This window comes from Streptomyces caniferus, from assembly GCF_009811555.1.
GTDB classification, from domain to species: Bacteria; Actinomycetota; Actinomycetes; order Streptomycetales; family Streptomycetaceae; genus Streptomyces; species Streptomyces caniferus.
In genome coordinates this window covers 1,040,449-1,062,761 of the sequence record NZ_BLIN01000005.1, presented here as the reverse complement: position 1 = coordinate 1,062,761, position 22,313 = coordinate 1,040,449, and the positions used below count along the sequence as shown (strand labels likewise).

Sequence of the window (22,313 nt, the reverse complement as noted above, 5' to 3'; positions counted from 1 at the left end):
GTACGTCCAATAACTATACCGGTATAACTGTACCGGTATTTGAATGGGGTCATGGTCAGGTCAGGTTGCCGCTCACCCCCGCCGAGGTAGAACGCGGACAGCGCCTTGGCGCCCTGCTCCGCCGAGCCCGGGGCTGCCGCTCGATGCTGGACGTGGCGCTCGCTTCGCACATCTCCCCGGAAACTCTGCGGAAGATCGAATCCGGCCGTGTGGCTACCCCCGCCTTCCCGACCATCGCAGCGATCGCCGACACCCTCGGCCTGTCTCTCGACGCCGTCTGGGCCGAGATCAGCCAGGCGGAGCGAACCGTCGAGGATCAGTCGGTCCTGCCTGTCACACGGCATCCATCGCTGGTTTCGTAACGCCGCACCCAGAGAGTCAGCGGTTCACTGACCGCGCTGGGCCGGTACGCCTGCGCGCACGCTGATCACCTCGTCGACCAGCCCGAGCACCGCCTAGCGGACCTCGGCGGCTACACCGACCGGTCGCCTGTCGGCTCCGTCGCTTCCTGCCCGAAGGGCGCGAGCGCCCGCACCCTCACGGTGTGCCCGCACACGGGGAAGGTGCGGGAGACCCGGTAGCCGACGCACTTGCGGCAGGCGGCGTACATCGCCGTTCTTCCACTTCGGCATCGCGGTGCGGTTGGAAATCCGCTCCTCGCACTCGTGCCCGGCCGCACACCGCTGCCTGCATCTTCGGCGTCGCCTTCTGCGGCGTCAGCCCGCCGTCGCTCCGGCGCCGACTGGCTGGACATGGCCGGCTTCACCAAGCACGTGAGCACCTACGGATTTCGGCTGACCTTCGCGGAATCGCACTGGACGGACCACGACACGCTCATCGAGCATCTCACTCACCCCGTGTGCGGGCTCGTCCCCAAGGAGGACATGCGCACCTGCACCTGCACCTGCACCTGCGCGTTCGGGGAGCGGAGCTGCAGGATCTGGTTCAACGGCCCCGAATAGCCCGCCGTGACGATCGTCGTTTCCCCCAACGAGCCGTCCGTGCTCCGACCGAGCGGCGCTTGCGCACCAGGGTCTCCCGGTCCAGATGCACACCGAGGGACCGCCCTCGACGCGATCGAGGACTTCCTCGACAGGCTCTCTTCTCAGATCGACGGAAGCGGAGGGTGGAGAAGAAGTCATGGACACAATGTGCCACGCCGAATCAGCCACCGGGCGTCTCTCAGAAGCCTCACAGCTTGGGGAAACAAAATCGTCCAACCTCGGCCACGACGACGCTCAGCTTTCGCGTGGCCGGGCAGATTGTCGCGGCCACCGGTCGCCGAGTCGATCCCCGTCCCTCAGGTTCAGCGTGCTGCCGCAGTCGCAGCGGGTGCAGGCGGTCATCGGTGCCCACCCCCGGCGATACGGACATGTAGCGGTTGAAGGGTCCGTTTCCGGACTCCGTCCAGATCTCACTGGCTGCCTGCTGAAGGAGCTGTCGCCCGGCTCTCCCCGCTCCAGTACGGCCACATCAACTTCCGCGGCCGCTACGCCTTCACCCGGCCGACCGCGCCGGGCCTGCGGCAGCTGCGTGACCCGCACACGGGCACATCTCCGAGATGTTCCGCCTCGTGCGCGGCACCCAGCACATCCTGGATGTGCTCGACGTCCTCCACTGCGATCATCTCGCCCGTCCGTGGCCCGGCCGCTGATCGCTCAGGTGCGCCGCAGCGTCGCGGTGGCGATCTCCTGGAAGTCGCGCAGCAGCTTCTCGCGCCGGTCCGCGAGGACGACCAGGCATGTCTCGATCCCGGGGGCGTCCGTGACGGGGAGGTGGGCGAGGTCGGGGCGGGAGTAGGAGCGCGCGACGCTCAGTGGGATGAGCGCGATGCCGTGCCCCGAGGCGATGAGCTCGAACTTCTCCTCAAGTGAAGACGTCCGCCGCGTCGGTGTGTCGAGCATCCGCTCGCCGTCGAGGTCGGCGGAGGTGAGGTCGGCACGGCGCGCCAGCGGGTGCGCCGCGGGCATGCAGGCGACCCTGGGCTCGTAGCCGATAGGGATGGTGTGCAGCCCTGAGTCGTCGAACGGCCGCCGCAGGTACCCCACTTGGGCCCGGCCGTCCCGGAGCGGCGCGTCCTGTTCCCACCAGCGGGCCGGGACGACGTCGGTCTCGACATGGGGGTGGCGCAGTGTGAAAGCCCGGATCGCGTCCGACACGTGTAGCCCGGGGGAGAAAGCGACAACGAGCCGTTGGACGCTGTGGTCGACGTCGTGCACGCGTCGCACCGCCGCCGCGACGGCCGCGAGGATGCCCTGTGCCTCCTCGTAGAGCTGCTTCCCGGCGGCGGTCAGCTCCACGCTGCGGGTGGTCCGCACCAGCAGAGTGCATACCAACTCCTGCTCGAAGGCCCTGATCTGACGGCTGAGCACCGGCTGGGTGATGTAGAGCTGTTCCGCCGCCCGGCCGAAGTGCCGGTGCTCGGCCACCGCGACGAAGTACCGGAGCTTGCGCAGATCGAGATCCATGCCGTCAAGGTATCAATTGCCGGGAAGGGTATTGGACGCCACAGATGGCACGCGCCGAAACTCAAAACATGATCGTCATCACCGCTCCCACCGGCCAGATCGGCAGCCGGCTCCTGGACATCCTGCTCAACGAGGCCCCCACGCGCGATGAAGAACTGCGCGTCATCATGCGTGACCCCGGAAAACTCCACGCCGCGGCCCGCGCCCGCGTCGACGTCGTCACCGGCTCCCACGGCGACGCCGAGGTCGTCGACCGGGCCTTCGCCGGCGCGGACGCCGTCTTCTGGCTCGTCCCGCCAAACCTGCGGGCGCCGAGCCTGGACGCGGTGTACTCCGGGTTCACTCGCGCCGCCGCAGAGGCGTTCAAGACCCACGGCGTGGGACACGTCGTCGGCGTCTCGGCGCTCGGCCGCGGCACCCCTGTCGCCGGCCGCGCCGGGCTGGTGACAGCGTCGCTGGCCATGGACGACCTCATCGCGAGTACAGGCGTGGCCTATCGGGCGCTCGCGAACCCGACCTTCATGGACAACCTGCTGCGGCAGGTGGCGCCGATCCGCGACCACGGCGTGTTCACCGACACCGTCACCGCCGGCCGCAAAGCACCGACGGCCGCCACCCGGGACATCGCCGCAGCCGCCGCCGGCCTGCTGCTCGACCGCTCATGGACGGGGACGGGCGAGGTCCCGGTGCTGGGCCCCGAGGACCTTTCGGCGAACGACATGGCGCGCACCATTTCCGACGTGCTCGGCCGCCCGGTCCGCTACGAGCGGCAGTCGCTCGACGACTTCCGCGCCGCACTCACCGGACGCGGGGTCGGGAACGCGATCGCCGAAGGCTACGTGGACATGATGCGTGCCAAGGACGACGGCCTCGACGACGGAGTGCAGCGCACCCCTCGGACCGCGAGCCCGACAACCTTCCGCGAATGGTGTGAAGAGGTCTTGAAGCCGGCGGTCCTGGCATGAGCACCAAGACCGGGTACAGGTCTTCCCCCGTTCCTGCACAGCACCTCATCGGCCCGCGCGGCGGACTCGTATCGTTGGCTGATGCGCGCACACCGTATTGACCGCCCAGCCGATCTCGACGTGGTTCGTGAGTCCTAGGCACTGTTCCTCGGATCTCCGGACGTGGGTGGGGTGTTGGGGTCAGGCTGGTTCCATGGGTCGTGGGGATTCAACGAATGCGGAGTGGCATCGACTGGAGTCGTTCTTGCCTCGTGGTGGTGCGCGTGGGGGTCGGTGGAGTGATCATCGGCGGGTGATTAACGGGGTGCTGTACCGGGTGCGGACGGGTGTGCAGTGGCGGGATCTTCCCGAGCGGTTCGGGCCGTGGGAGACGGTTTGCAAACGTCATCGCCGCTGGTCAGCGGACGGCACGTGGGAGAGGCTGCTGTCCCTGGTCCAGGCTGCCGAGGACGCTGAGGGCCGAATCGACTGGGACGTGTCAGTGGACTCCACCGCGGTGCGGGCTCATCAGCACGCCGCCGGCGCGCGGAAGGTGCCCCCGGCCGCGGTTCCTCAAAAGGGGGCCGGGCAGGGGGCGAACCGGGTCGAACCGGTGCTGCGGAAGCTGGTCGTCCGATGGGAGGAGGTGATCAGATCAGCGAATGCCTGGGACGCTCCCGCGGCGGCTTCACCACCAAAATCCACCTCGCCGCCGAGGGACGATGCCGGCCCCTCGGGCTCGTTCTGACACCCGGGCACTACGGTGACGGCCCCCTGCTCGAGCGGGTGCTGGAGCAGGTTTCCGTGCCCCGCACCGGAGTCGGACGGCCACGCAGCCGACCCGACCACGTCCTGGCGGACAAGGCCTACACCTCCCGCAAGAACCGCCGTTACCTGCGACGACGCGGAATCCGGCACACCATCCCCGAACGCCTCGACCAGCAACGACACCGGCACAACCGCGGCTCCGACGGCGGCCGGCCCACCGGATTCGACAGTGAACGCTACAAGAAACGCAACACTGTCGAGCGAGCCGTCAACCGCCTCAAAGGCTTCCGGGCCGTGGCCACCCGCTACGAGAAACGCGCCTACGTCTACCTCGGAACCGTCACGGTCGCGACCCTCATGATCTGGCTCCGAACATGACCCGAGACACGAGCCGTCCCAGAGGGAATAGGAGATGAGGTTGAAGAGGAAGGCGGCCAGGAGCAGCAGCCAGAGCAGGACCTCTTCACAGTGGAGCTCCTTTGGGACGGAGAGGTGTGTGGTCGTTACAACGATGGTACGTGAGCTGCTCGTCGCGTACGGCGGTGGCCCGGGGCGGAGCGCCGGAAGGAAGCCGGCAGCCGCGGTCCCCGGGCCCTTCGGGGTCCGGGGACCGCGGCCCCTTCAGTTGCCTGTTCGGCGGGTGGCTCAGACCTTGTCGGGGTCCGTTGCCACGCAGGCCGGGTCCGTGCTGCCGGTCTCGCAGGCGGTCAGCCGACTGGTCTGGTCGTCGGTCCCCTCGCGGGCGGGGAGGGTCGCCGTTCCGTCGCCCCACCACTCGGATCACGGTCGGTCGTGAGGATCCACGAGCCGGTCACCGTCTTCATCAGCTGAGCCCGTGCGAACCAACCGCTCTTACCCGGCTGGATGCTGATTTCCTGCTTGTCGGCCGTCGTGGTGTTCTTCATCCAGGCGTTGGCCCAGGTGCCCGTCACCTCGGTCGAGAGCGTGGTATGGACGAAGGAGTGCTCGCCGCCCAGCTCCACGGAGACGCCCGTCGTGACAGAGCCCCCGTTGGTGTAGGTGTACTGAGAGGTCTGTGACCAGTCGACCGCTCTCTTCATTAGGGTAGAGGTGTCGTTCTTGACGGGGTACGACACCCGCTCGATCTTCCCGAGGGTCGCCTTATCTTCACTGGCCGCGTGGTACCTGGCAGAGATGACCGGGGACTTGGCGTTCACCTGCTTCAGCGCGTAGTCCGTTGCCAGCTGGGCCAGCACGTTTCCGTCGGCCCCCGGGAGCCGCCACTTCTGGGCGTCCGACGCCGGATCCCAGTCCTTCGAGCACGGAGCGATCTGTACCTCGGTACCCGGACTCGTGTGCCCGTCCACCATGTCGATGCAGCGGTCGTCATCCACGTGCCGGATCACATAGGCCGAACCCGCCGGCTGGATGTACCAGTTCTGGGAGCTGCCGTAGTTGCAGCCCGCCTGGGCCACCCGCGACCACGCGTGGTCGACGGTCGCGTCCATGCACTGGCCGCTGTCCTTGTTGACGATCCGGAACGTCCCGTCGCTGTTCGTGGCGAACTGCCATTCTCCCGGTTCGGCACCTGGGAGCCGTCACCGGCGTCGCGGGTCTGTATACGGCCGGCATCGTTGTTCTGTACCGATTTGTTGGCCGGGTCGCCGTTTGCCGCCTGGCCCGGGCTCGCTTCGAGGTGCAGCCTGCCGTTGCCGTAACCGTCCTCGTAGTATGCGGAGTTCGCGCCGTCCTTTCTGCGGTCCGTCCACCAGGTGTCCACGGGCTTGACGGAGACGATTTCTCCGATGTCGTAGGTGCAGTTCAGCGGCGGTGAGCACGCATCCGCGGCTTGGGCTTGCATGGTGTTCGAAGGGGCGACGACAAGACCGATCGCCGCGAGCTGGACGGCCAGCACCATGGCTGGGGCCCGGAAGTGCGGTTGACGCGAGGCGGTTGACACAAGGGTCTCCGTTCCGTTCGTTGAGGGGGTGGCCCTGCGCCCCAGGAGCGGTCTCCCGTGCGGTGTCCACCCGTTTGACGCGGAGGGCGTTGTCCGTCGGGAGACGCTCGGGGAAGTGCCGGGGGGCGAGGTCCTGCGCTCAACGTAGGCCGCGCCGTTCTGCGGCGTATCCGCCGACTGGCGGAGGTCTCACCGACCGTGACGGGCCGGGTCCGGGCCTCGCGCGCCGCGAAGTGCGGCGCTCCGGTGTTTTTGCGGTTCCCACGTGCCGTTGGAGCGCATCCTTGCGTGCCCGACGCCGGTCGCCGCGACTCCTGCGGCTGGCCGCGGAATCGCGGTGTCCTGGATCAACGCCCTTCCATTCCTTCGCTTATGTCGCGTGTTACCCTTCCGGCCAATCGAAAGCTCACTCATGCGGCTGATTTGCCTTCAAATCAAAAGACCGACTGAAGTGTGTCCTGCCTCGCGCCGGCTCCCCACCCCCCTGCGCCTCGTGTCCCCGGGCACGGAGAGGACGTCGTGAACCACTCCGCTCCCCTCAGCTGCCTCGGCCGCAGACCCCAACTCGCACAGATCGCCCGGCTCCTGGAACGTGCCGCGGAGGGCCACGGCCAGGCTCTCTTCGTGCACGGCGAACCGGGCATCGGCAAAACTGCCCTAGTGAGCGAGGCCGCGCGGTATGCCGGGCGGCTGGGAATGCAGGTGCTCACCGGGTCGGCGGAGGAGATCGAACAGTGCCTGCCGTTCTCGGCGATCTCGGACTGCCTCGGTGTGGAGTCGGCGTCCTGCGATCCCCGGCGGGTCCGGGTCGCCCACATCATGTCCGCCGAGGGCCGGCTGGGCGCAGCAGGGGCACCCGCGGGAGCGTCACGGGTGGACTTCGCCACGGTCGAAGCGTTCCTGGCCCTGGTGGACGAGCTGTGTGCGGCGGGACCGGTCCTGATGGCGCTGGACGATCTCCACTGGGCCGATACGGCAAGCCTGTTGATTCTGCGCAGGCTGCAGCGGGCCATGGGGCAGCTCCCGCTGATGCTGATCGGGTCGTACCGGACCGTCCCCAAGGCCGCGGCGCTCACCGAACTCCGCGCCGGGCATGAAGGCGCCCGGCCCGCGGTGCTGCGGCTGGGGCCCCTGGAGCCGTCCGCCGTCGACGCGCTGGTGACGGAACTCGTCGGTGCTCCGCCCGGGACGGCGCTGTCCGCACGGGTCGCGGAAGCCGCGGGAAACCCCCTGTACATCACAGAGCTGATCACCGCACTGAGCCGCGAGTCGGCGATCACGGTGCGCGGCGGGGCTGCCGAGGCCGTCGGTTCTGCCGCACCCGCGTCACTGGCGGACGCGATCGTGCACCGTCTGAGTTTCCTGTCCGCGGACGCCCTCCATTTGCTGAGGGTGGCTTCTGTGATCGGCTCGCGCTTCGCGGTCGCCCTGTTGTCGCAGGTGCTCGGCAGGAGCGTCGGTGAGGTGCTGGCTCTGGTCATGGAAGTCGTCGAGGCGGGAGTCCTGGCCGAGGCCGGTGAGCAGTTGGCGTTCCGGCACGATCTGATCCGCCGGGTTCTGCACGACGCCCAGCCCCGGTCGGTGCAGGTCACTGTGCATCAGGAGGCCGGCCGTGCACTGGCGGAAGCCGGGGCGCCGGTCGAGCGGATCGCCGAGCATCTGCTGGACAGCATGTCCGCCGGCAGCGCCTGGACGGTCGACTGGAACTGCTCGGTCGGCCGGGCGGCTCACTGCCCGGGCACCGCAGCTGGCGGTGGACCTGCTCGAACGGAGCCTGTCGATCGTCGGCCGGGAGGACCCTCTGGCCGGGCAGCTGACGCTGCACCTCACCGTCGCACTGCTGTGCTCGGGCCGGACACGGGAGGCCGAGGAGCACGCCCGGCAGGCTCTGGCCCACCGCGCCGAACCCGCGCTGGAACCCGCACTTCATTGGATCCTGGCCCAGTCCCTGTTCCTGCGCGGCCAGCCCGACCTGGCCGAACGGGCCGCCGAATCCGCCTGTGCCTCGCCGGTCGTCCCACCGGCAGAGGCGGCGCGGTTCCACGCCTTCGCGTCCGTATGCCTGGTGTCCATGGGCCGGGCCGATGAGGCCGAGGCCGTCGCGGAGTCCCTCCGTCCGCCGGGCGGCGAAGCCGAGGACGAAGCCGCCAGCGCCTTCGCTCTGCAGACCCTGGCGACCGTGCGCATCCTCGACTTCCGATACGGGCAGGCGGTGGACCTTCTGCAGGAGGCGCTGCGGATCGTTCCCGAGACACCCCAGTCGTGCCACCGGCTCGCCCTGCAGTTGTCCTTGGCCAACACCCATCTCGAACTCGACCAAGCAGGCGCCGCGCACACGGCGCTGGACGCCGGACGTCGGCTGGCGGAACAACGGGGAGGTTTCTTTCTGCCCTGGTACCACCTCTCCGAGGCCCTGCTGCTGTTCCACACCGGCCGGTGGGGCGACGCCGAGGCGGAGATTCAGGCCGGGTACGAGCCGGGGGAACACTTCGGCATGTCCCGGGCCCTGCGGGGGCTGGCAGCGCTCATCGCCCTTCATCAAGGCCGCGGCCCGGAGGCCGCCGGACATCTCGCTGCGGCCCGCGCCGACACCGGCAACGAAACGATCGCCCCGTTCTACGCGCACCTCACCCTGCGGGCCGAAGCATTCGAGCATGAGGCCCGCGGTGAGGTGGGGCAGGCGTACGGCGTGCTGGCCGCAGCACTGGGGGACTCCGCACAGCCGGTGAGAGCTGTGTGACAGCGCACGAGACGAGTAAGCACTCGCCGGAGGTCTCGCTCCGGCGGGGCCATTGCGCCCGGCGGGCTACGACTTGCACGCCACCGTGACCGGCACGTTCAACATCTCCGGGCCGCACCCGTTTCCCCGAGAGGACTGCCTGCCTTGCCCTTCACCGCGATGGTGCGGGCTGTCACCGGCCACGGCGACTCGACCACCACCTGTGCCAAGAAGCACCAACTGAATGAGGAGGTCGTCTTCCGCGGGGCAGCCGGTCGTGTGTCAGTGATCGTTGCTCGCGTCTGGCGGCCCCAAGGCGATGGTGTGATCGCGGCGTGAAGCCGACGAGGGTGTGTTGGCCCCGGCCTCCACCCTCGGTGGCCGGGGCTCGGTGCTGTTCGGGCGCGGACAGCACAGCACGCCGCACCGCAGGGTCACCTTCGCGTACGGCGTCGCATCATCGCGCTCGGTCTCCTGTCAGCCTCTCGGCCGTGATCAGCGGCTCGCCCGCGGACGAGTTGTCGTGGCTTCGGTCAGCCGGAACACGAAGAGCAGGAGGAACAGGAGCAGCAGGACCCGATCCTCACATTGTCGATCACCGGACCGTAGGCGCTGCTGGCAGTGGTGCTGGCGAACGACAAGGTCGTGGAGGCACCGGTGGCCACGAACGTCACCTGACGTCCCACGTAACCCATCTGGGCGAAGCTCTTGCCGGTGGTGTCGAACGAGAAGTTCTGGAAGTCCTGCCCGTCAACGAGAACCTGACCTGTCTTCACGCCCTGATTGCCCGCCGGGTTGCCGGCCAGCGCGTAGGAGACCGTGTACGTCTTGCCCGCTGTCGTAGTGAAGGTCTGCGACACCTTGCCGGGGCCCTGGCCGTTGAGGTCGACGGACTGCTTCCCGTCAGCCGCCTGCCAAAAGCCGCTGCCGATCAGGTCCACCGAACCGCTGTCGATCGTCCAGGGGCCGATGGACTGCCCCGCCGTCAACGCACTGAAGGAGTTCGCAGGGGCGGTCGGGTATTCGAAGCTGCCGTCATCGAGCGCGACCGGGGCCGCTAGGGCGGCACCCGGCATGAGAGCCAGCAGGCCGGCAGCGGCAACGGTTGTGACGCAGGCGCGTAAGGCCACCATGAGTTCCTCCAGGTGAAAATGGGTGGGCGTACTGGTGGAGCACACGAAGTCTGTAGCGCGGGCCTCGCCAGGGACAGATCGCGAAGACGGCGCTCGGGGGTAACGGCCCTGGTGAGTTCACCGTCGCACGCCGCGCTCGCGCATCAGCGCGCCGATATAAATCAGCCAGCGCCGGCCGCGGGCACGTCACCAGATGCGAGTGGCCGCTGACTGATCGAGAGGCCACTCCGCTCGTTCCGCGTGTTCCTCCACTCGTCACTCCCGCGCCGTGCACTGCCGGTACTGGCGGCCGGGCTTCAGTAGCGTCGTGGTCGGCCACGCCATCTCGTCTCCGCCCCCGTCGTCGAGGGCCTCACCGCCTCCACGCCGCAGGAGTGGCGAGCGGGGGTTCCGGCGCCTTCGCGACACTTCACGCCATTGTCTTGGAGCGGGCCACGAACCACGGCTTCACGACCTAGTGGGAACCGAGCAGCAGGCGAGCCGAGAGGACGGGACGGCCGAGCGCGTCCAAACCGTCCTCACCCTCCACCTCGCGTCAGCGTGAGGCGGGGACGGCTCATTGGTTACCGTGCGTGTGTACAGCGGACACCGCAGCTGGTGGAGTCCGGAGCGGCCGCAGCACTGCCATCCCTTCCTCGAGCCCGACCTTCATGGAGAAGTCGAACCGGTCGACCTCCAAACACAACTCCACATCGGTGGGGTGAGCACCGCGGCGTCGCCCGCTGCGCAGGTCGTCCGCGGCGGGGGAGGTCCGGGCACGGTGGAGATAAGGGCCGGGGTCGAGACGATCCCCGGCCAGGAGACGATCCAGGTACTCGGCGCAGGCCAGATCCTCGGCGGCACGGCCGTCCTCGCCGGTGGCCACGAACGTCACCGAGTCGGCGTTGGCATCCGCCAGGGCTCGGGCCGTCGCGCCGGCCACGACGAAACTGGCGCACAGTGCCAATTTCGCCTCGACAACCGCCAGAGCCCCGACCGTTCCCGCAGTGGTCTTTTGAATCACGGTGCGGCCGGTCAAGTCCGTCTCCCGGATCACGCCAGGAGAGTTGACCAGGTCGAACCCGCTGACCGGTGCCCCATCCTTGAGCGCAAGCCAGCCCGGGTGACACGCCTTGATCGCCAGTGCCTCGCCCTCGTCGGCAGCGAGAACGATCTTGTCTGCCCCGCGGTGGAAAGCCCATGCGGCGGTGGTGAACGCCCGCATCACATCGATGACAACGGCCACCTGTTCGGTGCCGTCCACGTCGGGTATTCCGACTACGCGCGAGCCCATGCCGGGATGGTCGCAGCCCGCTGAAGCGGTCCACAAGACACGTTGACGATCTTTCGGCGACTCGGGACCTGGTGGGCGGCTACCTCGCGGGCATGCGCTCGAACTCGGCCGGGGCCCCGCCGTTCCGCCGGGCTGCCTTCACAGGTCGAGTTCGGCGACGATGGCAGCGTGGTCGGACGCCTGGTCGCCGGGCCCGGTCACGGTGTCGAACGGCGTGCCGAACTCGAAGATCCCACGCCGCTCCACCTCGACCTTGTCCACCTTGGCGAACAGCTCCGGCGAGAACATCAGGTAGTCGATCTTGTCGTTGGGGCTCGTGCACTTCCCATGGGTGCCGGGCGGTCCCTCGTAACTGTCGTGGGTCATCGCGTCCTTCAGGCTGGTGGCCTCGAGGAAGCCGAGTGGCGGGCTGCCCGGGGTGTCGTTGAGATCCCCGGCGACCACGACATGCGCCGAGCGCTCGAGTGCGGCCTGGTAGAGCTGGGCGACGCGCTCGCCCTGGAGCTTGCGCTTGTCGCCTCCGCCGCCGATCTTGCTCTTGAAGTGGTTCCCGAGGAGCCAGAGGGGTTCGCCATCGATGTCGATCTCGAATTCCGGGCAGTCCCGGCTGAAGATTTCCCGGGAATCCTTCTTGTCGAAGATGTGCGAGCGTACGGAGGTGATCGGGTGCCGGCTGAACAGCCCCACGTCGATGCCGCGAATGTCATTGCCGTCGATCAGCATGTTGAACGGATATGGTTCCGCATCGAACTGGCCCGTCAGCACCTGTTTGTTGAAGCGGTGCAGGGTGAGCCGGTCCTCGACTTCGACCGTCAGCAGTATGTCGGCGTTCACCTCGGCGATCACCCTGGCGGTGTTCTTGACGGCGTCCCAGCTGAGGTCGTTCTTGACCAGTTCGACCCAGCCGACCCAGTCGGACCGTCCCGTGACCTCGGCCCTGACCTCGATGTTCCTGCCCTCGCCCTTGAGCAGTCGGGCCTGTCCGCGCGGCTCGTTCACCAGGATCGTCTGGGTGGAGATTTCCTGGGAGACATCGACGCTGTGTTTCTTGAGAAGCTCGATGATCTTTGTCTTGTCATGGGCCGTATACGTGTCGTGATCGAGGGTTTCGACAAGTTTCCTGAAGTCCTCGAGCACGGCGTCGCGTATAGGGTCGTTCCCGCCACCGAAGACGATGGGCCTCCGAAAGAGGTTTTCGCAGTTGAAAGTGGCTATGCGGATACTCATGGGCCCCTCCTCACACCTCCGATTCTCCGGCGGTGTGAGATGGCTGTCGAACGGAGCAGGGCCGCTCCCGGGGGAGCAGCCCTGGGGCGTCAGCAGCAGAGCGGGCTCTCGCAACGGTGGTCCGCCGACCGACGGGCGATGATCAGCGAAGGCGACATCCACCGCAGCATCCACCGGTCCTGGCCTTCGCCCTGCCGGGATCTCGTTTCTGGCTGTACTCCGGTCTGGACGCGGCTGAATGCGCAGCAGTGGGAGAGTGGCGGGAGAATCCGGGAGTGGGAACGCTCACCGGGCCCTGTCCTGAGTGGGCCGTGCGGAAGGCGCCTGACCGGTATGACCCTAGGTCAGGCGCCTTTTCTAGTGCCTCTAGAAGAAGCCGAGCTTCTTCGGTGAGTACGACACCAGCAGGTTCTTCGCCTTCTGGCGGTACACGGGCAACGCAGCGCTGACCTGCACACATGGCGGCTGTGGACGGCTCGTCGGAGTGGTTGGACCGGAAGTGGTCCAAATCTTGCTGTATCTGGGGCGGTTGTCCCGCGGCATTCGGCTGTCGGGCTCTGCTGCAACCGCTCGTAACTCCCGGACAGACAGCGGCACTGGCCGGCACTGCCCCGCATGCCGTCACCGCAGGGCGACAATTGGCCGTCCGTGCGCACAGGCGGTGGTCAAGCGCTCTGGCAGGACGGTCCCACCTGGCACACGTTGTCGGAAGCGTCTTGTGCCATCCACGTGGTCTGAATCAGGAGCGTTTTCGCAGCTCAGATCCTTGTGGTCCAGGTGCGTCCACGCTGTTGGTGAGACGCCGGTGAGACGAGGGACCCCCCGTCGGCCGGCTCCGGCGGGGGCTTCTGCCTTTCTGGAAGAGCCTGGTGAGTGATGTTCGACGCGGTCTTGCGGTGCGAAGTGAGGCCCGCGAGGTCGCGCCCACCACTGTGGGTCAGCGGCACTGTGAGGGGCTGCCCTGTGCGGGCTCGACGATGTCGCGCAGTGTTCCCTGCGTCGGCTCGAAGCCGGGTGTCAGCGCTGCCGTCCACCAGCTTCTGGGTGCGGATCGGGGATGCCGTGTTGCCGCCGCGGGCGGCGTGCGCGCTGCCCGACGGCTTGCCCGCAGTGCCCGGCTCGGTGCCGATCTCGGCATCGGGGCTCGCCTCCGACGAACCGTCACGAAGCATCGAGGTTAACGGCTGGTGCGCGCCGGAGTCACTGAGATCAGCACGGGGGGCATTTTTGCGGCAGAGGCGTGCCGACGGCCGCACCGAGGGCAGCCGTAGCGCGCTGCGCTGCCCTCAGTGCTCGACCGGGCGTCAGCGGCGGGCTTCGATCTTCAGGTCGCCCTGGGTCTGCGTGCGGGCGAAGTCGCCGGCGAGAAAGGTGTGCGGGTAGCCGAGGTCGATCGCGCCGGCCTCGTCGAGGCGAGCCAGGTGGGAGGCGGTGAAGTCGACCTCCAAGGCGCCCAGGTTGTCCTCCAGCTGTGTGGGGGTGCGGGCGCCGATGATCGGTGCCGTCACGTGCGGGTTCTGCAGGGTCCAGGCCAGAGCGACCTGGGCGGGCGTGCGGCCCAGCTCCGTGGCGACCTCCTTCACCGTGTCAGCGATGGCGAGGTTGCGTTCGGTGACCCATCCCACAGCGTGGTTGAGGCTCTTGCGGGAACTCTCCTCGGATCCGGTGTCCGTCCCGGTCAAGTCCTCGCGACGGTATTTGCCGGTGAGCACCCCGCCGCCCATCGGTGAGTACGGGACCACCCCGAGGCCCATCTCCCGCGCCATGGGGATCAGATCGCGTTCCCCGGCGCGCTGGATCAGGCTGTATTCGATCTGCAGCGCGACCAGCGGCGACCAGCCGCGCAGGTCGGCGATCGCCTGCATGCGCGAGGTCTGCCAGGCCGGAGCGTTGGAGATCGCCACGTACAACACCTTGCCCTGCCGGACCAGGTCGTCCATGCTGCGCAGGATCTCCTCGACCGGCGTCGTGAAATCCCACACGTGCAGGTAGAGCAGATCGATGTAGTCCGTGTTCAGCCGTCGCAGACTGGATTCCACCGACGTGAACAGGTTCTTGCGGTGCGGGCCCCCGGCATTGGGATCGCGGGGACGGCGATGTGTCGTGTATTTCGTTGCAAGGACCAGGCTGTCGCGGCTGTCGCGGGTGAATTCGCCAAGGAGGCTCTCGGAGCGGCCGTTGGTGTAGGTGTCGGCGGTGTCGATGAAGTTGCCGCCGCGCTCGACATAGAGGTCGAACAGCTTGCGCGCCTCGTCCCGCTCGGCGCCCCAGCCCCAGTCGGTGCCGAAGGTCGCCGCGCCAAGGGCCAGGGGGGAGACCCGCAGACCAGCGCGGCCAAGGAGCCGGTACGTGTCCAGGGTGAGCGTCATCGTGTCCTCCTGTGCTGATGATCCGTTGCCGAGAACAAGCCTGCGACCGCCGCGCCCCGGGGGTCAGGGAAAGAAGTTCCTGGGAATGCCGGTCCTACCCTGGCTGTTGGACCGATCGTGACGACCCGCACCGTGGATACGGCACAGGAGTTGGCCGCGTTCCTGCGGACCCGGCGCGAACGCCTGGACCCGCAGGATTTCGACCTGCCGTCGCGTCGGCAGACCCGGCGGACCCCGGGACTGCGCCGCGAAGAGGTCGCCGAACTCGCCGGGGTCAGCATCGACTACATCGTGCGCCTTGAACAGGCACGCGGGCTGCGGCCATCGGCGGGCGTGGTGGAGGCGCTGGCGCGGGCGCTGCGTCTGGCCCCGCACGAACGCGCCTACCTCTTCGATCTGGCCCAGCAGCGCCCCCGCGCTGCCGACCAGCCCGCCACCGCCGCGGCACCGCCACTGGCCCGTCTGGTCGCCGACCTGTCGCCGCTGCCGGGCATGCTGATGAACCACCGCTACGACATCCTGGCCTGGAACGGCGAAATGGCCAGACTGCTACTGGACTTCGACACCCTGCCGCCGGCGCGGCGCAATGCGATGTGGCTGTGCCTGATGCATCCGCAGATGCGCGAGCTCTACGTCGACCGCGAACGCGTCGTGCGGGAGGGGATCGCCCACCTCCGTGCTGCGTGGGCCGCGCATCCGGAGGATCAGGTGTTGGCCGGCCTCATCGCCGAATGCACCGCGCGCGACGAGGAATTCGCGCGATGGTGGGCCGAGCGAGACATCACGGTCAACGGCCGCGGGCACAAGGTGATACGGCATCCTGCCGTCGGTGAGGTCGCAGTGCATTTCGAAGTGCTGATGCCACTTCAAGATCCTGACCAGCGGTTGGTGATCTACCGCGGCGCAGACGAGGCGAGCCGGTCGGCGTTGGACCGGCTCTGCGCACGGTGAGTCCGAGGCGACAGGTCGACCTGACAGACGCCAGTTGATCCCCATCCTGGGCCGTTTCTCACTGGGTCTTCTTCCGGTCGAACCAGATCGTCGCAAACGTCGGCGCGAGCCCTGCTCAGAACAGCATCTGGGGCAAGTTCCTTTCCTGCCAGGGTATTTGGGCGATCAGCAGCTTTTCCGCTGCTCAAGGCATGCGGGGCCCTGCAACTCCATCGGGTGCCGGCGACCTGGCCAGCACGACACACCACGGGCCCGGGGCATCAGCGCTGACACCCCCGAGCGCAGCTTCGCGCGGCGACTCTTGCGGTTCGGCAGGAACACCCCGAGTCGCTGTGCTCCAGGAGATATCGGCAGCGCCCAGTGCCCCGCCCTGCCGCCTTCCCGTCGCGGCGAATGCGCTGCTGGATCGCGCGGCACGTGGGCCCGTCGGTTTTCGTGCGAGGGACTGGTGGGCCACGCCAGGGGGAATGGTTCCTCGCCATGGTGACCGGCGTTCCGTGCACGCTCTCAAGCGCTCAACTGATCTGTGAATACCGACTTTTCATCAAGGAAAGGGCATGGCACTCCACCGGCGGGTGGCCGAAGGCGGCCCCCGTCAGGCCAGGGCGTCTGAGCAGCATGTTTGGATGTGTTGGTGATTGTTAACGCGCAGGAAACATCTGAGCCGCGGACGTACGTGGACCGCATTCTGGAGCACTGGTACAAGGATGAGGAAGCCGAGGCGCTCGTCCAGGGGGCGCAGCGGCTGACTAGGGGGGAGGCGCGGCGGCGGCTGTTCAGGTTGGGGCATGCGCTGCGCGGGCAGGGGCTTGCGCCCGGCGACGGAGTGGGGCTGTTTCTGGCCAACCGCGTGGACTCCGTCTTGGTGCAGCTCGCCGTCCATCTCATCGGCTGCCGCGTCGTGTTCCTGCCGCCCGAGCCAGGGCCCGGCGAGCTTGCCGCGCTGGTCGAGCAGTCCCGGGCGCGCGCCGTGGTAGCCGACCCGCTCTTCGCGCAACGGGCTGCCGACGCGGCCGTCCGTAGTGTCCACGCCCCCGTACTGCTCAGCCTCGGGCCCTGTGAGCAGCGGTGCACAGACCTGCTGGCCCTGGCGGCCGAGTGTCCGGACGTGCGCCCCGACGGCGTGCCCGCCCCGGCAGCGGACGAAGCCGTTACCGTCCTCTACACCGGAGGGACTCTGGGCCGCCCCAAGCTCGCCGCGCACAGCCGCCGGCTCTACGACGTGCTGGTGGACCTGGTGGAAGACACCCCGCAGAAGTCCGGCACCGCGTTCTTCCCGACCATGGACGAGGGCACGGACAGGGTGCTCGCCGCCACGCTGCTCACGCACGGCAGCGGCCACCTCACCTCGCTCCAGGCTCTGGTGACGGGGTCCACCCTCGTCGTGCTGCCCGAGTTCGAAGCGGGCGCGGCGCTGGCGGTACTGCGCGAGGAGCAGATCACCGCCACCATGTTCGTACCGCCCATGCTGTACGCGGTTCTCGACCACTCGGATTGCGAGCCGGGCGCCCTGCCCGCGCTGCGGCGGATCGTCGTCGGCGGCGCGGCCACATCGCCCAGCCGACTGCAGCAGGCGGTCGAGGTGTTCGGGCCCGTGCTCAGCCAGGGCTACGGGCAGTCGGAGGCGCTCGGTATCACCGCGTTCGGTGCGGAGGATCTCGCCTCGGAGGGAGCCGGGCGCCCCGAGCTCTGGCGCAGCTGCGGTCGTGCGATAGCCGACGTCGAGATCGAGATCCGTGGTGAAGACAGCACTGTGGCCCTGCCCGTCAGGCAGGTCGGCGAGGTGTGCGTGCGTGGCGAGACGGTGATGCTCGGATACTTCGAGGACCCGGAGCGCACCGCGGCAGCGCTGCACGACGGATGGCTGCGGACCGGGGACATGGGCTATCTCGACGCCGAGGGGTACCTCTACCTTGTCGACCGGGCTAAGGACATCATCGTCACCGGCAGCACCAGCGACAACGTGTACAGCCGGGTCCTGGAGGACTTCCTGCTCACGCTGCCCGGTGTGCGAAACGCGGCGGCACTCGGCGTGCCGGACGAGGAGCACGGGGAGGCTGTACAGATTTTCCTGGCCACGGCCGAGGGGGGCGCTGACGTCGACCCGGAGGCGGTCAGCGAGGCGGTGACCGCCGAGTTGGGAGAGTTGTACACGCCCCGGAAGACGGTGCTGCTGGACCAGCTGCCCACGACCACGGTCGGCAAGGTGGACAAGAAGGCGCTGCGCGCCGCGTGGACGAGCGGGACCTTGGACATGATTCAGGTTCCCTAGTTGGGAGCAACCTGCCAATGCGGGGTCAAGTGCACCGAAAAGACAGGGTCTTTGTGGCGTACCTTGACCGGCCCGTCCTCTCCCCTGTGAATGACCTGACCAGGTGCCGGGCCGGGCCTCCCGCGGCAACGGTACGCCCCGCCTTGCTGACTGGTTGCCCGGCCGAACTGGGGTAGGGCGAGCAGTCGCGTTGTACGGCGCGGCCCGTGTGGTGCCAGCTGGGACGTCCTGGCAGTGGGGGCCGGGCCTGGCAGTTCCGGGCGGGCAGTCTGGTCGCCAGCGCCATCAAGAACGCTCGCGAGATGGCACTCATCCCCTACGCCTCCTGATAGTCAGCCAGGAGGAGAGCAGAAGTGCCGTTGACGATGCTGCGGGCACGAAAGGCCGCCCACACACTCGTTGCCGCCCTCGCGCAGGCGGGACGGTGAACACCGGCAGGGCGCCGGAACGGGGACTGCTGAGCGTCGTCTCGGGCAACACCCCGCAGGCCCGCAGCCGCGCAGTAGACACGTCACGCCGTGCTGCGCCTGACGCCGCGGTGTTGTCAGCTTCGGTCGACGACGACGAAGGAGGGCGGTACCTGTTCGTGCAGCGGGTCGTCTCGTGTGACGACGGGCGGCCCGGGACGAGCTAGGCGGCAACCGGCGATCCCGCCGTGATCGTCCGGTTACGACCTCGGGCCGGTAAGCCGCTCGGGTGGATCCCGACTGCATCCTCAGCGATCTGCGCTGTGTGCATCAGGGGCCCGATGAATGTCAGTGCTCATCAGGGTCCGGGGGGCGTCTCGTCTGTCGAACCCGCGGCGGCGGCGTCGGGTAGGCCGTTGAGGAAGTCGGTCGCCTTGTGGCCTTCGGCGGTCAATGAGTCGCAGCGGAACCGTTCGGACGCTGCGGCGGCGGAAGCAGGAGCGGCAGCGAGGAGCACGGCGGCGCCCACCCCGGCGGACGACGCAGCACGCCGCAGGGGAGGAGCGGCAGGGTCACCAGGCTTTGCTCCACCCGGTTGTGCTGGAACACGAGTCCAGCAGGTCCACCACGAAGACCAGGGTCGAGCCCGCCGGGATCAACGGCGAGGGCGACTGGTTGCCGTAGCCGAGACGCGGGGGAACGATGATCTCGCGCCGACCGCCGACCTTCATCCCCCTCACCCCCCGGTCCCAGCCCTTGATGACCTTGCCACTGCCCAGGGTGAACTTGAACGGCTGACCCCGGTCCCAGGAGGCATCGAACTCCTTCCCGGACTCGAAGGTCACCCCGACATAGTGGACCCTGACCACCATGCCCGGCTTCACCTCGGCACCGTCCCCGACGACCAGGTCCCGGATGGCCAGCTCGGTAGGAGCGTCACCCTCCGGAACGTCGACCTCGGGCTTCGTCAGTTCACTCATTGCAGCCTCATCACTTTCAGCCGGGAGCCGTCGCACGGACCAGCCGGACACATGGCCCCTCCATGCAGCAGATGGTCACGCTACCGAGAACGCCGGTCCCCGGAGCACACCAGATGCAGCGGCCACACGTGATGATCTTTCGCACGGCCGATGAACGTGACCGGCACGCACAGGTCACACGGTAATCGCCAGAACGGTGCACCTGCCGTGCCCGAGTGTCCCGTCGCGGCCGGATCCGAAGTAGTCCGGGCAACTGCGCTCGCGCAGGCTGGGCGGGTCCCGGCGACACCCGTACTGGCCCGCATGACGGCGAGAGGCGTTGCGGTTGCGCTCAATACCGGCAGGACAGTGGGCCCCGACCCCGCCCTTGCCCCGGTCGCGCGGAAGGTACCGTCACGGCTGGACTCGCCCCCCTTGTAAGGCCTCCCAATCGACAGGGCCGTCCCCGCGGAGGCACGCCAAGTTCAGCAACGGTCAGCGCAATCGCGTCGGTGGGGGTGCCGTTACGCAGGTGGTGCAGAGCGACCTTGTCCTCCTTGCCGGTGCCCTCGACCACGGCCGCGATCTTCGTGGCAGCGTCCGCGACGATGTCGTCGGTGGCGTCCTGACCGGAGTAGCCGGTCTGGGTGATGGAGATGCCGGCCTCGACCAGGCGCAGGATCGCGCGCTCCTGGACGATCACAGAGTTGCAGCTGCCGATCACCGCCCTGGCCCAGCTCAGCCGCGGGCCCGAGCTCCGCGCCGACAAGCGGCCCAACAAGGCCGACTTGTCTGGGTCCGGCTTGCTGGAGCAGGACGCGGACATCGGGCCGCCTCCGTTGCCGGGGTGCCCGCCATGCGGCAGTGGTCAGCCGATCCGGTAGCCGTCACAGACGTAGCCGTCCTCGATCTCAAGATGCCACCACTGCCTGCCGGCATTGCTGATGCACGACTGGTCGACCTCGCGGTAGTAGTCGTCGATCCAGGCCATGACCCTTGAGCTACCCGCGGGCAACACATGCAGGGGAGTGCCCTCCTTGAACATGCTTGTGCCTGAGATGGAGGTGCACGACCAGGTCGCGGTGGCGTTCGCGGTGGATGGGGGCGCGGGGCGCGAAGCCAAGCCGCAGCTCAGCCCGTCCGGCCGGGGCGTGGGGGAGGCCGGCGGTAGCCGGGCGGGGCTGCGGCGGATCACATCGTCGGCCGACTGCTGGACATTTCGCACCGAGCCTCCGTCCGGACGGATGCGGAAGGGCGGCGGCCGCACCCGGCTGTGCGTACCGTCGAAGCCATGCGATCGCTCTGGCAGGGAACGGTCTCCTTCGGCCTGGTCGCTTCTCTGAACTTTGGGGCCGGTCCGTCCCAAAGCCTCTGATCTGTAGCTCTCTGAAACCGACTCGCTGATGTCAGAGGCATCACAGCGAGAGCCGCTCCGCCTGCCGCCTCAGTACTGTGACTTCGCATGACCGACACCGATATCGAGATCACCGCAGACCTGGTCCGCGACCTGCTGCAGGAGCAACATCCAGACCTTGCAGGGCTGGCCATCCGCGAGGTGGCGGGCGGCTGGGGCAACCAAATGTGGCGTCTGGGGGACGAGCTGGCCGTGCGCATGCAGCGGATGGACCCCACCCCGGAGCTCCAGCTCAAGGAGCGGCGGTGGCTACCCGTGCTGGCTCCGCGCCTGCCTCTCCCGGTGCCGACCCCGGTGCGGTTCGGCGAACCGTCCGAGCGCTTCCCCAAGCACTGGACCGTGATGACGTGGGTTCCCGGCGAGCCGCTGGACCACGGCTCGATCAGCCGCGGCGCCCACGCGGCCGACACGCTGGCGGGCTTCCTCCGGGCGCTCCATGTGGAGGCGCCCGCCGAGGCGCCGATCGCTACGGACCGCGGCGCCCATCCCAAGAACTGCACGGACGGCATCGAGAATTTCTTCCAGGCCGTTGCCCCCGACGACATCGCTGCCGACGTCCGGGCCGTCTGGGACGACGCCGTGGCGGCCCACGCGTGGGAGGGCCCGCCGGTGTGGGTGCACGGCGACCTCCATCCCGCGAACGTCGTCGTCTCGGACGGAACGCTCTCGGGCATCGTCGACTTCGGTGACATGTTCGCCGGCGACCCGGCGTGGGACCTCGCCGCCGCATGGGTGCTGCTGCCCGCGGGCACGGCCTCACGGTTCTTCGACATGTACGCGCACGCAGACGAGGCAGCGATCCGGCGCGCCCGCGGGCTGGCCGCGATGAAGAGCCTCTTCCTGATGCTCATGGGGCAGAACGGAGATCGGGGGCTTCCCGGCGGCAAGCCGAACTGGGGACCTGTAGGCCGGGCGGCACTTGACCGTGTTCTGAAGGGCGTTTGATGCGCGCCTCTTGGAACTTGTTCTCGATCTTGGTTGAGGGGCATGCGGCAGTCCACCTTCGTGGGTTCATCGATCACCACGCGTAGTGGGGATGCCAAGGTCCACGGCCGTATGCTGCCCGTGGCCCAGACGGAGCTGGCGGAGCTTCTCCTCGGCGCCAGCCAGGCTGACCCGGAGACCTTCGACCTCGCCGAGCCAGCCTTCCGTCTCGGCTTCGGCGATTCGGGCGATCAAGTTGTCGCGGATCTCGACAAGCCGTGCCCGTTGGGCCGGGTCAGGTCGGAGGAGCGAGCATCTGACGCAAGCGTGCTCGTGGATGCAGGCGGTGCCGTAGGCGCGGGCGCAGGTGCCGACGGAGAGCTTGCGGCGTTCGAAGTGACCGAGGAAGTCTTCCCACTCTGCGTTGGTAGGGGCGCGGTATTCCTCGGCGGGGCGGAGCGCGCGGCGGCGAGCGATGAAGGCGCGGTGGGCTTCGATGGTCTCGGCAGGGTAGATGGCTAATGGTGGAGTCGGGTATTGGAACTGTCCGAATGCTCTGGCCGG

At 68.2% G+C, this 22,313-nt stretch carries 19 protein-coding genes and 2 pseudogenes; 11 read left to right on the top strand and 10 right to left on the bottom strand.

Annotation, left to right across the window (positions count from 1 at the left end; all coding sequences use genetic code 11):
- Window positions 1-23 precede the first annotated feature (23 nt).
- Together Scani_RS21280 and Scani_RS21275 are read left to right on the top strand one after the other, a co-directional pair.
- Window positions 24-362, top strand: coding sequence for a helix-turn-helix domain-containing protein (locus Scani_RS21280; protein WP_246296425.1), 339 nt, complete (start codon window positions 24-26; stop codon window positions 360-362).
- A gap of 390 nt (window positions 363-752) precedes the next feature.
- Window positions 753-962 (top strand): hypothetical protein, encoded by a 210-nt coding sequence (locus Scani_RS21275; RefSeq protein ID WP_159478803.1) that lies wholly within the window; start codon window positions 753-755, stop codon window positions 960-962.
- Between the two features lie 696 nt (window positions 963-1,658).
- On the opposite strand, the gene Scani_RS21265 is transcribed toward Scani_RS21275, so the two are convergent.
- On the bottom strand, window positions 1,659-2,468 hold the full coding sequence (locus Scani_RS21265; protein ID WP_159478800.1) for a LysR family transcriptional regulator: 810 nt from the start codon (window positions 2,466-2,468) through the stop codon (window positions 1,659-1,661).
- Between the two features lie 68 nt (window positions 2,469-2,536).
- Between Scani_RS21265 and Scani_RS21260 the strand changes: the two genes are divergently transcribed.
- Window positions 2,537-3,433, top strand: coding sequence for an NAD(P)H-binding protein (locus Scani_RS21260; RefSeq protein WP_159478797.1), 897 nt, complete (start codon window positions 2,537-2,539; stop codon window positions 3,431-3,433).
- A gap of 193 nt (window positions 3,434-3,626) precedes the next feature.
- A protein-coding gene (locus tag Scani_RS21255; RefSeq protein ID WP_371872365.1) for an IS5 family transposase occupies window positions 3,627-4,558 on the top strand; the annotation gives its coding sequence in 2 pieces (ribosomal slippage) (window positions 3,627-4,025 and window positions 4,028-4,558; 930 coding nt in all).
- 329 nt (window positions 4,559-4,887) lie between these two features.
- On the opposite strand, the pseudogene Scani_RS21250 reads toward Scani_RS21255, so the two are convergent.
- Window positions 4,888-5,703: pseudogene (locus Scani_RS21250) on the bottom strand (RICIN domain-containing protein); the annotation flags it as partial.
- Between the two features lie 851 nt (window positions 5,704-6,554).
- Here Scani_RS21250 and Scani_RS42200 point away from each other — a divergent pair.
- Window positions 6,555-7,127, top strand: a pseudogene (locus Scani_RS42200) (ATP-binding protein); the annotation flags it as partial.
- 300 nt (window positions 7,128-7,427) lie between these two features.
- On the opposite strand, the gene Scani_RS41125 reads toward Scani_RS42200, so the two are convergent.
- A complete protein-coding gene (locus tag Scani_RS41125) occupies window positions 7,428-7,760 on the bottom strand; it encodes a hypothetical protein (protein WP_246296062.1) in 333 nt (110 codons plus the stop codon).
- 94 nt (window positions 7,761-7,854) lie between these two features.
- Here Scani_RS41125 and Scani_RS21240 point away from each other — a divergent pair, with 94 nt between their 5' ends.
- Window positions 7,855-8,841 carry a tetratricopeptide repeat protein gene (locus Scani_RS21240; RefSeq protein ID WP_246296061.1) on the top strand — a complete coding sequence of 329 codons (987 nt, stop codon included), beginning with the start codon at window positions 7,855-7,857 and terminating at the stop codon, window positions 8,839-8,841.
- Window positions 8,842-9,353: 512 nt separating this feature from the next.
- Here Scani_RS21240 and Scani_RS21235 read toward each other — a convergent pair.
- The 4 genes from Scani_RS21235 to Scani_RS21220 all read right to left on the bottom strand — a co-directional run bounded on the left by Scani_RS21235 (window position 9,354) and on the right by Scani_RS21220 (window position 14,822).
- Window positions 9,354-9,953, bottom strand: a complete 600-nt coding sequence (locus Scani_RS21235; RefSeq protein ID WP_159478785.1) for a choice-of-anchor C family protein — start codon at window positions 9,951-9,953, stop codon at window positions 9,354-9,356.
- Between the two features lie 556 nt (window positions 9,954-10,509).
- On the bottom strand, window positions 10,510-11,226 hold the full coding sequence (locus Scani_RS21230) for a 2-phosphosulfolactate phosphatase (protein ID WP_174872736.1): 717 nt from the start codon (window positions 11,224-11,226) through the stop codon (window positions 10,510-10,512).
- Between the two features lie 138 nt (window positions 11,227-11,364).
- Window positions 11,365-12,453: an endonuclease/exonuclease/phosphatase family protein gene (locus tag Scani_RS21225; protein WP_159478779.1), complete on the bottom strand. Its 1,089-nt coding sequence runs from the start codon at window positions 12,451-12,453 to the stop codon at window positions 11,365-11,367.
- 1,304 nt (window positions 12,454-13,757) lie between these two features.
- Window positions 13,758-14,822, bottom strand: a complete 1,065-nt coding sequence (locus Scani_RS21220; RefSeq protein WP_159478776.1) for an aldo/keto reductase — start codon at window positions 14,820-14,822, stop codon at window positions 13,758-13,760.
- Between the two features lie 117 nt (window positions 14,823-14,939).
- On the opposite strand from Scani_RS21220, the gene Scani_RS21215 reads away from it, so the two are divergent.
- Both Scani_RS21215 and Scani_RS21210 read left to right on the top strand, forming a co-directional pair.
- Window positions 14,940-15,773 (top strand): helix-turn-helix transcriptional regulator, encoded by an 834-nt coding sequence (locus tag Scani_RS21215; protein WP_159478773.1) that lies wholly within the window; start codon window positions 14,940-14,942, stop codon window positions 15,771-15,773.
- 676 nt (window positions 15,774-16,449) lie between these two features.
- Window positions 16,450-18,045: a class I adenylate-forming enzyme family protein gene (locus Scani_RS21210; protein ID WP_246296060.1), complete on the top strand. Its 1,596-nt coding sequence runs from the start codon at window positions 16,450-16,452 to the stop codon at window positions 18,043-18,045.
- Between the two features lie 979 nt (window positions 18,046-19,024).
- On the opposite strand, the gene Scani_RS21205 is transcribed toward Scani_RS21210, so the two are convergent.
- Both Scani_RS21205 and Scani_RS40030 read right to left on the bottom strand, forming a co-directional pair.
- Window positions 19,025-19,432: an FKBP-type peptidyl-prolyl cis-trans isomerase gene (locus Scani_RS21205; RefSeq protein WP_159478767.1), complete on the bottom strand. Its 408-nt coding sequence runs from the start codon at window positions 19,430-19,432 to the stop codon at window positions 19,025-19,027.
- Between the two features lie 331 nt (window positions 19,433-19,763).
- Window positions 19,764-20,114, bottom strand: coding sequence for a hypothetical protein (locus Scani_RS40030; protein ID WP_167538107.1), 351 nt, complete (start codon window positions 20,112-20,114; stop codon window positions 19,764-19,766).
- Between Scani_RS40030 and Scani_RS42005 the strand changes: the two genes are divergently transcribed.
- On the top strand, window positions 20,062-20,295 hold the full coding sequence (locus Scani_RS42005) for a DnaB-like helicase C-terminal domain-containing protein (RefSeq protein WP_159482274.1): 234 nt from the start codon (window positions 20,062-20,064) through the stop codon (window positions 20,293-20,295). The genes Scani_RS40030 and Scani_RS42005 overlap by 53 nt on opposite strands.
- Here Scani_RS42005 and Scani_RS41795 read toward each other — a convergent pair.
- Entirely contained in the window at window positions 20,280-20,402 is a 123-nt protein-coding gene (locus Scani_RS41795) for a hypothetical protein (protein ID WP_281391965.1), read from the bottom strand. The two genes, Scani_RS42005 and Scani_RS41795, sit on opposite strands and share 16 nt — an antisense overlap.
- 471 nt (window positions 20,403-20,873) lie before the next feature.
- Here Scani_RS41795 and Scani_RS21195 point away from each other — a divergent pair, with 471 nt between their 5' ends.
- Window positions 20,874-21,770, top strand: coding sequence for an aminoglycoside phosphotransferase family protein (locus Scani_RS21195; protein WP_159478764.1), 897 nt, complete (start codon window positions 20,874-20,876; stop codon window positions 21,768-21,770).
- Window positions 21,771-21,812: 42 nt separating this feature from the next.
- Window positions 21,813-22,271, top strand: a complete 459-nt coding sequence (locus Scani_RS40270; protein ID WP_174872735.1) for a hypothetical protein — start codon at window positions 21,813-21,815, stop codon at window positions 22,269-22,271.
- Window positions 22,272-22,313: the final 42 nt, after the last annotated feature.

What these genes read in the sequence shown, in the direction of transcription:
- Scani_RS21275 (WP_159478803.1), top strand. Translation starts at nt 753, where the DNA reads ATGGCCGGCTTCACCAAGCACGTGAGCACCTACGGATTTCGGCTGACC.
- Scani_RS21265 (WP_159478800.1), bottom strand. Translation starts at nt 2,468, where the DNA reads ATGGATCTCGATCTGCGCAAGCTCCGGTACTTCGTCGCGGTGGCCGAG.
- Scani_RS21260 (WP_159478797.1), top strand. Translation starts at nt 2,537, where the DNA reads ATGATCGTCATCACCGCTCCCACCGGCCAGATCGGCAGCCGGCTCCTG.
- Scani_RS41125 (WP_246296062.1), bottom strand. Translation starts at nt 7,760, where the DNA reads ATGCTCGGCGATCCGCTCGACCGGCGCCCCGGCTTCCGCCAGTGCACG.
- Scani_RS21235 (WP_159478785.1), bottom strand. Translation starts at nt 9,953, where the DNA reads ATGGTGGCCTTACGCGCCTGCGTCACAACCGTTGCCGCTGCCGGCCTG.
- Scani_RS21230 (WP_174872736.1), bottom strand. Translation starts at nt 11,226, where the DNA reads ATGGGCTCGCGCGTAGTCGGAATACCCGACGTGGACGGCACCGAACAG.
- Scani_RS21225 (WP_159478779.1), bottom strand. Translation starts at nt 12,453, where the DNA reads ATGAGTATCCGCATAGCCACTTTCAACTGCGAAAACCTCTTTCGGAGG.
- Scani_RS21220 (WP_159478776.1), bottom strand. Translation starts at nt 14,822, where the DNA reads ATGACGCTCACCCTGGACACGTACCGGCTCCTTGGCCGCGCTGGTCTG.
- Scani_RS21205 (WP_159478767.1), bottom strand. Translation starts at nt 19,432, where the DNA reads ATGAGTGAACTGACGAAGCCCGAGGTCGACGTTCCGGAGGGTGACGCT.
- Scani_RS42005 (WP_159482274.1), top strand. Translation starts at nt 20,062, where the DNA reads ATGGAGATGCCGGCCTCGACCAGGCGCAGGATCGCGCGCTCCTGGACG.
- Scani_RS41795 (WP_281391965.1), bottom strand. Translation starts at nt 20,402, where the DNA reads ATGGCCTGGATCGACGACTACTACCGCGAGGTCGACCAGTCGTGCATC.
- Scani_RS21195 (WP_159478764.1), top strand. Translation starts at nt 20,874, where the DNA reads ATGACCGACACCGATATCGAGATCACCGCAGACCTGGTCCGCGACCTG.
- Scani_RS40270 (WP_174872735.1), top strand. Translation starts at nt 21,813, where the DNA reads ATGCGGCAGTCCACCTTCGTGGGTTCATCGATCACCACGCGTAGTGGG.